This is a genomic window from Streptomyces echinoruber, assembly GCF_014651135.1.
Lineage (GTDB): Bacteria > Actinomycetota > Actinomycetes > Streptomycetales > Streptomycetaceae > Streptomyces > Streptomyces echinoruber.
On record NZ_BMWH01000001.1, the window covers coordinates 647,941 to 660,295 of the forward strand.

Below are 12,355 nucleotides of genomic sequence, written 5' to 3' on the forward strand. Positions count from 1 at the left end.
CGTGTCTCTCTGCTGGGGTGGACAGGAGTGAGGCACCGGCCGCCGACCGCGTCAGACGAGCGCCGGGCCCGTCGGCCGGTGCCCTTGGAAAGGACGTCGACCCAGGTTCTGGGCGAGCCCGAAGGCCAGATGTCCTGCGAAGACGTGGTAGAGCAGGGGGGAGAACGGCTCTCGGGTCTCGCCCCGCACGGGCAGCACGGTCACGTCCGGACCGAACCGGAGGGCGTCCCCGGCCGGTGCCACGACAGCCACCCGCCGTCCCAGCGCCGCAGCCCGGATCGCGAGGTCCGCGGCCCGTTCCTGGGCCCGGCCCGGCGGCGCGAGCACCACCAGGGGCATGTCGAGCGGAGCGGCGAACCGTTCCACGTGCCACCACTCCTCCAGGTCGCGGCCGCAGGCCATGACCCCGGCGCCCTCCACGAGCTTCGCCGCGGCGTACTGCGCCGTGCCCTCGCCCGGCCCGGTGCCGGCCACCGCGATCACGGGCGCGTCGGACAGAGCGCGGCCCAGCTCCACGCAGGGTTCCTTCAGGGCCTGCGCGGTCGCGGCCAGCGGCTCGGCAAGCGCGGTCAGTTCGGCGCGCAGGCCGCGCGAGCGGTCCTCTCCGTGCCGTTCGGTGCCCAGGCGCACCGCCAACAGCAGCAGGCCGAGCAGGCTGGCCTGGTAGGTGCGGATGCCGGGCGAGCGCTCGAGGTCGGTGAGGCTCACGTCGATGTGGGCGTCGGCGGCCCGCGCCAGGGGGCTTGCGGGCCGCCCGGTGACGGCGACGGTCGTGATGCCCCGGGCCCGGGCTCGCTCCACGGCCTGCAGCACCCGCTCGGTGCGGCCGGACGAGGACACCGCAACCACGAGGGTGTCCCTCGGCCCTTCGGGGACGACGTCCAGGTGATAGCCCAGGAACCGCTGGGCGGGTTGCGGTTCGCACGGCAGGCCGGCCAGCGTCTCGAAGGCCGTCTCCGCGGCGCAGCCCGCGTGGTACGAGTCGCCGTCCCCGACGAGGCAGACACGGGACCACGGTCCGCCTCCCGCCGCGGCCAGGGCGTCGGCGGCCCGCGCGTACACCGTCTCGACGAGCCCGGGCAGGTCGGCGGCGAGCCGCTCGGTCTGCCGGATCAGGACGGACGGCTCGATCGGCAGCGGGGTCCGGTCGGCGGTGCTCATCGCTTCTCCAGGGACCGGACGACGTCGACATAGGCGCGGACCCGGTCCTCGTCGATCCGGCCGCCCCAGCCGCCGTCCTCCAGGCAGGTGCCGACGAAGGCGCCGTCGGCGTCAGCCAGCAGTCGCTCGGCGTTGTCGTGGTCGGTGTGACCGGCCAGGATCACCGGCAGTCCGGGCGCCGAACGGCGCACGGAGGCGACCATCTCGTGGGTGCGCGCCTCGTCCGGGTCGCCGACGGCGACCGCGTCGGCGCCCATGGTGCGGGCGGCGCGTGCCACCTCCCCGGTCGTCTTGCCGCCGCCGTACCAGCGGAAGTGCATGGAGTCGACGTCGGCGACGATCCCGACGCCCTGGGCGTTGATGCGCCGCCGGTACTCGGCAACGGCCAGGGGGGCGGCAGTGACCATGCCGTGCGGGGTGAGCGTCTGGCCGACGAGGGCGCCGGCGCGGATGAAGGAGCCGCCGGCTACCTTGGCCACGGCGAGGGAGGCGCTGAGCGCGTTGCGCATGATCTGCACGCCGACGTGGAAACCGTCCCGCTCGGCGGTGGCCCGGGCGACGGCGTCGGTGATCAGGCCGATCGCGACGGCGCGGGCCGGGTCGCACACGTCGTCGGCGCTGTAGACCCGGTCGACCGTCTGCACCAAGCAGCCGTCGGCGCCACCGCGCTGCAGGGCCAGGGCCGATGCCACCGCCCGGTCCAGGATCTCCCGGAAGGCGCCCTCCTCGTGGAAGGGGGTGCCGGGCAGCGGCTGGAGGTGGATCATCCCGATGACGGTCCGGCGTCCGGGCACCAGCGAGAACTCAGGCATGGGCGACCGCCTCCTCGCGGACGGACGACCGGATCAGCTCGAAGGCCGACCGCAGGTCCTCCCAGGGGCGGGCGGTGGTGATCCGTACGATGCCGCTGCCGAAGCAGAAGTTGAGGATGCCGGGGTATACGGAGACTCCCGTCAACCGCAGCAGTTCGCGGAAGCAACGGTAGGAGTCGTCCCACCGGTCGAAACTCAGTGCCGTGTTGATGGAGTAGTGCGGCGGGATGACGCGGGCCACGCCACCGAGTTGCGCGCAGCTGGCGCCGCGCAGGGCGAGCAGCGCGGACTCCCGGGCGCGGCGCTCCTGGCGGTAGTTGTCATACGCGGCCTGCAGCGCACCGCGGCGCAGACCGTAGGAGTCCTCGAACTCACTGAGTTCGCCGACGCCGACCTCGCTCACCCCGGTCAGGGACCAGCGCTCCATGCGTGCCAGGACCTCGATCGTCGTGTAGAGCAGCGAGGGCGGGCCGCCAAAGCTCGTGGAGGCGTACTCGTAGTAGTCGGCGATGAAGGAGCTGTCCGCGACGATCCAGCCGGCCTTGATGCCCGGTGCCGACCAGTTCTTGGACAGGCTGGAGACGCGGACGACGTTGGGCGCGGCGCGCGCCTCGTCCAGCACCCAGCTCTCGCCAAGCCATTCGTGGCACTCGTCGAGGACGATCATGGTCAGCGGTGAGGCCGCGCGGATCAGCTTGGCCAGTTCTGCCTCGTCGACCGCCGCCCCGGTGGGGTTGGCGGCCGTCTGCAGCAGCACGAACGGTGTCTGCGGGGTGAGAGCGGCGATGAGGGGTTCGAGGGACATCACCCCCTTGTCCGCGGAGAGCGGGACGAGCTGCACCTCACCGCGCCGGGCAATAGCCTCGACGAGCGGCGGATAGTTCGGAATGCCGCACAGGGCCGGGGCCGTGGCGGCCAGCCGGTTCGAGAGCAGGAAATCCGCGACAGAATTGATCGCGAAGGTGCCGCCCATGGTGAGGGCGATGTTTTCCGCAGTGTAGGTGAAACCGTCGATGCGGGCGCTTTCATAGGCGGCCACCGCTTCCCGGGCCGCGATGCGCCCGCAGGAGTCGGAGTAGCCGTACCAGTCCCGGTCCAGGGCGTAGCGGATGGTTTCCTTGAGTGTCTCGGGAAGACCCCAGTGGAGTTCGTCCACCGATCCGCCGGAGAGAATGTGCCGGGCGTCCGGGCGCAGTTGACCGTACAGATCGTCCCGGAAGTAGGAATTGAACAGTTCCTTGACGAACCGGACGGTAGCCCGCGAGGACAAGACCTCCTCGACGGTCACGTCCCGCTGCACCGTGGACGAGCGCCAGCACTCCGCCCGCAGGGGGTCGAGCGCGTGCGCCCCGAGCTCGTACTCGACCCGGCCCAGCCACAGATCACGCAGTTCGATGGGGTCGGTGGGGTCCGCCGCGCGCCGGAAGACCTCCAGGGTTCGCTCGTCCACGTGCGGGACGTACGGCCCGTGGGCGGCGGGTGCCCGCCACCCGACCGCGGCCGCATCGCCGATCTCCTTGGGCACCTCGATCCGGCGGACCGGCACAGGGGTGGCGAACAAGTGCATGACGACTCCAGGGCGGGATACGAAAAGGGCGACACCGCGGTCGTACAGAGCCCGCCACGTCGGCGGGTGAAAGGGAGTTGGCGGGCCGGCTAGCGGATCCGCAGCCTCTTGATGTGGCGCGGCCGGTCGGTGGTGCGGGAGACGCCGGCGGTCCGGCCGTGGAAGAACCACGTGTTGTCGATCACGACGAGCAGCCCACGGGACCACGACACGGCGCGGGCGTGGCCGGGGTCGTACATCTGGGCGAGCAGGCGGCGCAGGGCCCCGTTCACGGACTGCTCACCGGCTCCGTCGGCCACGCAGGCCCAGCGCAGCGGGCTGCCCTGGAAGTCGCGGAAGGAGAAGACGGTACGGCCCTGCTGGAACCGTGCGATGGTGGGCACGCCCGGCGCCGAGTGATACCGGGTGGCCGCGAGCAGTCGCCGCTCCTCCTCGCTCAGGCCGGCGTCGACCGCGGCCATGGGCACCAGCACGGTGGACGCCGCCGAGGCGTCACCCGGCTCGACGCACATCAGCACGATGTACCGGGGCTGGTCGGCGGTGCTGCGCCCGCTGCCCTCGCTGTGCAGGGAGAGCGCGTTGGTGGCGAAGGGCTGCAGGGAGACGTCCTGCGTCTGCCCTTTGTCCGCCACGAGATTGAGGATGACGCCGTCGTCCACATAGGGCTGCACGGCGCCGTCGGTCTCCGGAATCGCGGTGCCCAGCAGGGATCCCAGCTGCTGAAAGTCCTTGTTGGCCAGGGGCTGGTCCAGATGGACGAGGGCGAGACCGTGCCGACGCAGATCGGCCGTCATACGGGCCGCGCCGGTCTCCAGGAACGTGGCCGCCTCGGCCCGGAAGCCGAGTTGCGGAGCGGGGAGGACCGAATCCACCGCGAGAAGCCGGTCGCGGAGCCGACAGTGATCGTCCGTGGACGACTCAACGAACTCCCCTGAGTGCATGTATTCCCCCCGCAAAGCATGGTCGCTTCACCGGCGCCCTTAACACGACGCCTCGTTTTCGGCAAGCAACACTTCAAGACGTTCCGCCTGCACCGAGTTAAAGCTGCCGTCGGCACGAACGACCTTGCCTTTACTGCCAGTTGCAAGTCAACCATCAACCACGACCCGTCGACCAGACCACTACGAAAAAACCTGAATGCCCGTTATAAAATCCTCCTTACTTCCCCTGATGGGTCACTTCGGAGCGCTACGCCCGAATTTGCCGTGATATCAACTGGCCGACCTTCGACACTCCCCTGGGCCCGAGGTACAGTGCGGGTCGTTTCATGCCCCAGGCCGTCTGAGCCTGGAAGGCTTAACCGGGGACTTCAAAGACTCGGGGGGAAAGATGGATTCTACGCTGTACGCGCTGTTCGACAGGACGCTCCACGAAGTTCCCGACGCCGTCGCGGTGCACCATCCCGAAGCCGGCGTAGAGGTCACCTACGCACAACTGGGCGAACACGCCGAGCGCGTGGCCGGCCGGCTCCTGGCCCGCGGAGTGACGCCCGGTTCCTTCGTCGCGGTGTGCCTGCCGCCCGGCGTGGCACGCATCGCCGCCTTTCTCGGCGTCTGGCGCGTCGGCGCGGCGTACGTGTCCATGGAGCCCACCCAGCCGGCGATGCGGCACCGGTTCATCGCCGAGGACAGCCGTGCCGTACTGGTCGTCACCACCCCGGAGCTGGCCAGTCACTTCCCCGGCACCCCGGTCCTCCTGCTCGACGACCCCGCGGACTACGACGCCCCCCGGGCCGCTCTGCCGCCGCTGACGACCGAGCCGGACGATCCGGCGATCGTCTACTACACCTCCGGCACCACCGGCACCCCCAAGGGTGTGGTGGTGGCGCACGCGAGCATCGCGCACTTCCTGTCGAGCATCCACGAACTCGGCCTGGGACCGGGCGACCGGACCGCCCAGCTGAACAGCCCCGCCTTCGATGCCGTCACCTTCGAGGTCTGGCCCACACTGACCTCCGGCGCTGCGCTCGTCGTGCTGCCCCGCGAACTGCTGACCGACGGGGCCCTGCTGGGGGAGGAGGTCCGGAACCACGGGATCACGGTGATGCTCACCGCCACCTCGGCCTTCCACGAGATCGCCCTGCAGTGCCCCACCGCGCTCGCTCCGCTGCGGGTCCTGCTGGTGGGCGGTGAGGCGATGGACCCGCGCCGGGCCCGGGACGTCCTCGCGTCCCTGTCCGGCCGGCTGTGGAACGCCTATGGCCCGACCGAAGCGACCACCTTCGTCATCTGGCACGAGATCACCGACGTCCCGGAGGGCACCCGCACCATCCCCATCGGCACCCCGCTGCCGGGTGTCGAGGCCCGGGTTCTCGACGCGGACCTGCGGCCGGTCCCCGACGGCCGGCCCGGGGAGCTGTTCCTGGGCGGGCCGTGCCTGGCCCGCGGTTATCTGGGCCGCCCGGAGCTGACCGAGGCCGCCTTCGTCCCCGACCCGGCCCGGCCCGGCGCCCTGCTGTACCGCACCGGCGACATCGTCCGCCGCGGTCCGGACGGCGCGCTGCGCTATGTGGGCCGCACCGACCACCAGGTGAAGATCCGCGGCCATCGCATCGAACTCGGGGAGATCGAGGCCCAGCTCCTGGGCCGTCCCGAGGTCGCGAGCGCGTGCGTCGTCGTCCGGGGCGAGGGAGCCGCCCGCTCGTTGTACGGGTTCGTGGTCCCGGCGGCCGACGCCCCCGCGGACCTGACCGCCCGGCTGCGCGAGCACCTCAGCCGTGAGCTGCCCGACTGGATGGTTCCCCGGCTGACCACGCTGGACCGGCTCCCGCTCACCTCGATCGGCAAGATCGACCGCGCCGCGCTGTCCGAGCTGGTCCCCGCAGTCCCCGAGAGCGCCGGGCCGGGCGCGGACCCGGACGGACTCACACCGCTGGAGCGAACCCTCGCCGGGCTGTGGTGCGAACTGACCGGAGTCGACTCGGTGGCACCGGACGACGACTTCTTCGCCATCGGCGGGCACTCCCTCCTCGTCGGCCGCCTCAACGCCAAGGTCCGCTCGCTGCTCGGCGTCCAGCCCCCGATGCGTGCCTACTACACACAGTCGACCCTCGCCGCCCAGGCGCGCATGCTGCTGGCGAACGAACCCACCCCAGGCCACATCGACGCCGCGCTGTCCGCCCTCGCGGAAGGTGCGCGGATATGACCAATCCCGTCCAGACCAATCCCGTCCAACTGTGCGACGATGTCGAGGAGTTCACCGCCCGCGCCGCACGCTGGGCGCCGGGCATGCCGTTCCCGCTGCTCGCCTGTCGGGCGCTCGACCGCTACCGCTCGCTCTTCCCCGACGGCCGGCTGCCCGCCCCGGTCGCCGGCCCGCGTGAGGGCACGGTGGTCTCGGTCGGCAACCAGGCGGCCGCCGCGGGCGCCATGCTGGCCCGCGCGACCGAGCGACGGCACCTCGTGGTGAAACCCGACGAACTCCTGGCCCAACTGGCGGCCTTCTCCGGCACGCTGGTCGCCGTGGTGGGACTGGCCGACGACCTGTCGGAGGCCGGGGACTGGCCGGGGGTCTCCGGGGCGAGCGTTGGCGTGGTCACCGCACGCGACCTGCCCTCTCTCGCCTGCCTGGTCTACCGCAGCCTGACCACCGAGTCGGTGGGCGAGGACCGGATGTTCATCGCCGCGCACCCGATGCTCGAGGACTCCGAGTTCGCCGACACCAACGAGTTCGCCGGCCTGGCACCGCTGCGCGAGCGCCGCCTGAAGGTCGTGGTGCTGCGGGCACTGGGCAAGGAGTGCTGCGTCGGACTGCCCGACGGGATCGTCTGCGGGCGGTCCGACCCGATCGACTCGCCCCTGCCGCGGTTCACCCCCGAGTACCGGCACATGCCGTGCATGCTGGGCCACGGCTGCCACCGCTCCGACCTCGACGAGGAGCAGCGCCTGCCCGCGGCGGAGCTGCACGCCACCGTCGTCTTCACCCACAGCTGTTCCTCCGTGGCCGTGGGCACCAACGCCTACCCGCACCACATCGCTCTGGGGCTCGGGCTGCTGGAGGGAACCGCCGTGGCCGTGGTGGGCGCCATGGGCGTGCACATCGTGCAGCGCAGCGCCCAGGCCGAGTTCGAGGCGGCCCTGGCGGAGGGGCTGCCGCTGGGCCGGGTGGTAGAGCGCGTGACTGAACGGGCCCGCCCGATCAACGGCTGGCTGAACCGGTTCGGCCTCCTCGGAGACCCGGGACTGGTCCTGCCCTGGCCCACCGGGGCCGACCACGCCCGCCCCTCCGCCACCGTGGCCACCACCCCGGCGGCGACGGAGCCCGACGCGGCGGCCCTGCGGACGCTGTCCTCGCTCACCAATGTCGTCCTGCCCCGGCTGGAGCGCCTGTGCTGGCTGGAACCGGGCGTCGACGCCGCCGCGGTGGAGGCATTCCGGATACGGCTCAGGTCGATCACGGAGGACCTGCACGCCCCGGGCTTGCGGGTCGACGCCGAGGCCCTGCTGGAGGACCTCACCGACTTCCAGCACCGTACCGCCGCACAGATCGCCCGGGACATCTACGTCCACGGCTGGAACTACGGCGGCCCCGCGCTCGACGGGCTGCGCGAGGTGTCGCAGCGTCCGGCCGCCTGCCCCAACTGCGGGCGCGACCGGGGCGCGCTGGTGACCATGCGCCACCTGGTCCACGACGAGCTCGTCGTGCAGACGCTCCAGTGCCGACGGTGCGGCGACCTGTGGTGGACCAGCGAGGCCGGCGAACCGACGGCCGTCCTGGAGGGCCCCGTCGATGTCGACGTCCGCGGCAACACGATCGCCGGACTGACCCGGACGATCCGGAACACCTCCGCCGAGCCGTTGAGCGGCGGCATCGGCTTCGCCTTCGCCATGCGCCGGTTCCTCGGCCTGCCGCCCGAGACGAGCGCGCCGATCCGGGTGGAGCCCCACGGCACGGCCGACTACACGGCACAGATCGACCTGGTCCGCTACCAGCCGCGCCCCGACGTCCACACGGGCGTGTTCGTCGCGGTCGTCAACGGCATCTACATCGCCTCGGCGTCCATGATGCGACTGACGCTGCCTCAGCGCACAGCCGCACAGCACCGCGGGCTCCGTTCCTGACATGCGTCATGAGGCGGGGTCCGCACCGTCCGAGAGGCTCGTCACGCCCCCGGGACGACCCGTTCCGGGGTAGGGCGCACAGGGCTCAATACACGTCAGCCTCGATGTGCCGGGGCAGGGCAGGCGTGGCTGCGCGGCCTTCCCCTGCAGCCAGGCATCAGCGCTGGATCGGACCGCACGTCGACCTCGAAGTCCGCATGGATCCGGTGGCCGGGATCGATGTCCGTCGGCTCGAAGGCGTCCGCGGACAGAAACTCGGCCTGCACGATCTTCCCCGAGCCCAGATGGGTGGCGCCCCGCGGTCGCACGTTCCTGTTCGACGACCGGTTCAGCCACGGAGTGCCCTCCCTCGGGCGGGTTCCCGCCGGCCTGGGGCGACGAGTGGTGCAGCGATCCGGCCCGCCCCGTCCGGACGCGGCCGCCGCGTTGGACCTCGGGCTGCTTTCCGCGTGCCCGCCGACTGCCGCCCACCCCCTCCTGTTTGACCCGTACATGCTTGAACGACCCGTGTTCCGGGCACGCACCTCCTACCGGCGCCCACCGCCGGTCCGCACCGGTAGAGGGAGGGCGTCATGGACCGCCGCATCCGGGTACGCGTCAGTCGGCGCCCCGCGCCCCCGCGCGAGCGGGAGATCGACCTGAGGACGCCCTCGGGGCGCGTCCTGCCGTACTGACCGGCCCGGCCCCCGTCGCCCGCGACGAGGAGATCGTCACCGCGGTTCTCGACCGCGCCCCCTTCCCCGCCGGGTCCGGCGGTCAGGACGGCGACGCGGGCCCCCTCTCGGAAGCCTCGGCGCAGGCGAAGTCCTCGTCGTCACCGCGGCCGCGGGGAGTGCGGCGCGCTGCGCGCTGCCACCTGCACGCTGCCGGTGTTCCGCTCGCGCCGGGACGCCGAGATCACACTGGGGATCTACCGCCGGGTGCCGGTCCTGATCAGGGAGGGCGACCCGGACGGTAACCCGTGGGGCCTGTCGTTCATGCGGATGTTCGACATGTCCAGCGACTCCTACCTGTTCCGCACGCAGGAGGAGCTGTCGGCCGAGGGCTGGACCCTGAACGGCAACGTCTTCGAGCGGGACGGCGAGCGGTACCTGCCGCTGTACGAGGCGAAGATGCTGCACCACTTCGACCACCGCCTGGGCACGTACGAGGGCCAGACGGAGGCGCAGGCCACATGGGGACGCTGCCTCGGGTGACGCCGGAGCAACATGACGATCCTGCGTTTGTGCCGATGCCTCGGTACTGGGTGCCGGAGTTCGACGTGTACGCCGGGAAAAAGGACCGGAAGGGCAAGCCGGTCAAGGAGCCTGGGGTGGCTTCACGGTGGGCGGAGCGGGAGTGGGGCCGCGGGTGGTTGATGGGGTGGCGGGACATCGCTCGGTCGACCGATACCCGCACGATGATTGGGTCGGCTCTTCCGGCGTACGGTGTCGGTGACAAGTTCCTGCTGGCCTTGCCCGAGACTCACGCCCCAGCACTTCTGGCCACGTTCGACGCGTTCGTCTTCGACTACGTCACTCGTCAGAAGGCCTCTGGTACGGCACTCAAGTACTTCACCGTCAGGCAGCTCCCCGTTCTCCGTCCCTCGGACCTGGACACGGACGACCTGACGTTGGCGCCCACGCCGAACGCTTGGCTCACGCCCCGTGTGCTGGAACTCGCCTACACCTCACATGACATGGCCGACTTCGCCTCCGACCACGGCCTCGACGGCCCCCCGTACCGCTGGAACGACGAGCGCCGTATTCTCCTCCGTGCCGAGCTGGACGCGGCCTTCTTCCCCCTCTACGGTCTCAACCGTGACGAAGTCGACTACGTCATGGACACCTTCCCGGTCGTCAAGCGCAAGGACGAGGCCGTCCACGGCACCTACCGCACCAAGGACTTGATCCTCGACATCTACGACCGCATGGCCGAGGCCAAACGGACCGGCACCGCCTACCGGACCATCCTCGACCCGCCCCCGGCCAGGGCCCACGCCACCCGGCGTGACCCAACCGCACCACCGCGCCTGAGCACCCCCCACCGGCGCACCGCCCACGCGGTGCGCCGTTCTCGGCGTCTCCACCATCCGCCGTCGCACCACTCAGGAGCCGCCCGTGGAACCACGCAACTACCGCATGGTCGTGTCGACCATGCAGGACTTCGTCACGGCCTCCGCCATCGCGGATCGCCAACTGCACCACTGGCTGGGGGTGATGAAGCGATACGACACCTCGGCCCTGGACGAGGGCCGCAACGAGATAGCCGAGGGGGTGACCCTCGACTACGACACCGTTTCCGGCCGGCACGGCGCCTACTCCCGCTGGCGCCTGCGCGAGTGGAAGGAGCGGCCGGTCCCGGGCACCTGGCAGTCCACGCTCGTCGTCCGCTCGGACCCCCGGGAGGACGACCGCCGCACCTGGATCCAGGTCGACATCGAGCACCTCCCGGCGTCCTCGACCGTGCGGCCCATCCGCGCCAACACCCCTGGTATAGCCAAGCTGCTGCTCGACACGCTCGACGCCCAGGACGGTCTCGCCGATGTCGGCACGGTCCCGAAGTTCATCGAACCGGACGATGTGGAGGAGGTGATCGAGGAACTCTGCGATCTGGACCGCAGGCTCCCCATCGTCGTGGCGAGCGTGCCCTACGGGCAGGACCCGGAGTCCTGGACGGAGAAGGTCGTCGAACCGGCCTTCAAGCCCCTCGCCGGCCTCGCCGTGATGTACGTGCTCCGCCCGGACGCACAGCAGTTGTTCGAGGACACCTTCGAGCACCACCGCGTCTTCGGCGGTGGCATCCGCACCTACCTCCCCGGCGTGGATCCGGCCTGGCAGCCCGACGCCCAACGCCACCCGGTGATGTCACGGGCCACGCTGGAGGCGAACCCGAGACGGGCGGGGGCCATCCTCGCGGCCCTCCCCCAGCGACTGGCCCTGCGCCTGCCGCTCCCCGGGCCCCTGGACAACCTGCCCGTCCAGCGCACCCGCCCCCGCCCGGCGGCCCACGGCTCGAGCCTGGACGAACTCCGTGCGGAGAACGCCACCCTGACCAAGATGCTCGCCGAGGCGGAGCAGCGGGAGAACGCCAACGCGGACGTCCTGCGCGACCTGCGCCAGCAGCTCCAGCTCGCCGAGGAACTGGAATTCGACCAGGCCGCCGAGAACCAGGACCTGTACGCCAAGCTCAAGCACGCCGAGCGCCAGATACGGGCCTTGCAGATACGGCTCGAAAAGGCAGGTCAGTACGACCTCGCGCACGCGCCCGTCGAGGAACCCGCCGACTATCCGGCCACCTTCGCCGAGATCCTCGACCGGATGGGCGAGTTCCCCCACCTGCGCTTCACGGGCAACCGGAAGATCACCAGGGAACTCGACGCCCAGTGCATCGGCAACTGGGTCGAGGTCGCCTGGGACGCCCTCCGCGCCCTCGACGACTACGCCGCCGCGTCAGCCGCCGGCACGGCGGGCGGCGACTTCCGCCACTGGTGCTCCCACCTGCCGGACGACTGCAAGCACCCCTTCCCGGCGGGCAAGGTCAAGATGAAGGAGTCCAAGACCGTCGGGAGCCGCGAGGACTGGCGCCGGGAGCGCACGTTCCCGGTCCCCGAGGCCGTCCACCCGAGCAAGAAGCTGTTCATGGAGGCCCACCTCCGCATCGGCGGCGGCAACATGGTGGCCCCACGGCTCTACTTCCACGACGACGGCCCCAACACCGGCCTGGTGTACGTCGGTTACCTCGGCCCGCACCCCACCAACACGAAGACCTGAGCG

Annotated in this window: 9 protein-coding genes; 4 read left to right on the top strand and 5 right to left on the bottom strand. The window is 71.1% G+C overall.

Translation table 11 applies throughout. From position 1 onward, the window contains the following. Positions 1-51: 51 nt before the first annotated feature. The 4 genes from IE225_RS02685 to IE225_RS02700 form a co-directional block, all read right to left on the bottom strand. Positions 52-1,161, bottom strand: coding sequence for an SIS domain-containing protein (locus IE225_RS02685; RefSeq protein WP_190055621.1), 1,110 nt, complete (start codon positions 1,159-1,161; stop codon positions 52-54). Next, positions 1,158-1,973, bottom strand: coding sequence for a BtpA/SgcQ family protein (locus tag IE225_RS02690; RefSeq protein WP_190055622.1), 816 nt, complete (start codon positions 1,971-1,973; stop codon positions 1,158-1,160). The genes IE225_RS02685 and IE225_RS02690 overlap by 4 nt, the downstream gene beginning before the upstream one ends. Continuing rightward, positions 1,966-3,540 (bottom strand): pyridoxal phosphate-dependent aminotransferase, encoded by a 1,575-nt coding sequence (locus IE225_RS02695; RefSeq protein WP_190055623.1) that lies wholly within the window; start codon positions 3,538-3,540, stop codon positions 1,966-1,968. The genes IE225_RS02690 and IE225_RS02695 overlap by 8 nt, the downstream gene beginning before the upstream one ends. 89 nt (positions 3,541-3,629) lie before the next feature. Next, a complete protein-coding gene (locus IE225_RS02700) occupies positions 3,630-4,412 on the bottom strand; it encodes a TauD/TfdA family dioxygenase (RefSeq protein WP_190055624.1) in 783 nt (260 codons plus the stop codon). A 457-nt stretch (positions 4,413-4,869) separates the two neighbouring features. On the opposite strand from IE225_RS02700, the gene IE225_RS02705 reads away from it, so the two are divergent. The 3 genes from IE225_RS02705 (at position 4,870) to IE225_RS02715 (ending at position 9,796) form a co-directional block, all read left to right on the top strand. Next, the gene (locus tag IE225_RS02705) at positions 4,870-6,684 is read left to right on the top strand and encodes a non-ribosomal peptide synthetase (RefSeq protein ID WP_190055625.1); all 1,815 of its coding nucleotides are present in this window, start codon (positions 4,870-4,872) and stop codon (positions 6,682-6,684) included. After that, positions 6,681-8,600, top strand: a complete 1,920-nt coding sequence (locus IE225_RS02710; RefSeq protein WP_190055626.1) for a hypothetical protein — start codon at positions 6,681-6,683, stop codon at positions 8,598-8,600. Before IE225_RS02705 ends, IE225_RS02710 begins: the two co-directional genes overlap by 4 nt. 869 nt (positions 8,601-9,469) lie before the next feature. After that, positions 9,470-9,796: a hypothetical protein gene (locus IE225_RS02715; protein ID WP_190055627.1), complete on the top strand. Its 327-nt coding sequence runs from the start codon at positions 9,470-9,472 to the stop codon at positions 9,794-9,796. Between the two features lie 473 nt (positions 9,797-10,269). Here the strand turns inward: IE225_RS02715 and IE225_RS02720 are convergent, their stop codons facing one another. Further along, the gene (locus IE225_RS02720; protein WP_190055628.1) at positions 10,270-10,464 is read right to left on the bottom strand and encodes a hypothetical protein; all 195 of its coding nucleotides are present in this window, start codon (positions 10,462-10,464) and stop codon (positions 10,270-10,272) included. Positions 10,465-10,699: 235 nt separating this feature from the next. Here IE225_RS02720 and IE225_RS02725 point away from each other — a divergent pair, with 235 nt between their 5' ends. After that, the gene (locus IE225_RS02725; protein WP_229879166.1) at positions 10,700-12,352 is read left to right on the top strand and encodes a hypothetical protein; all 1,653 of its coding nucleotides are present in this window, start codon (positions 10,700-10,702) and stop codon (positions 12,350-12,352) included. Positions 12,353-12,355: the final 3 nt, after the last annotated feature.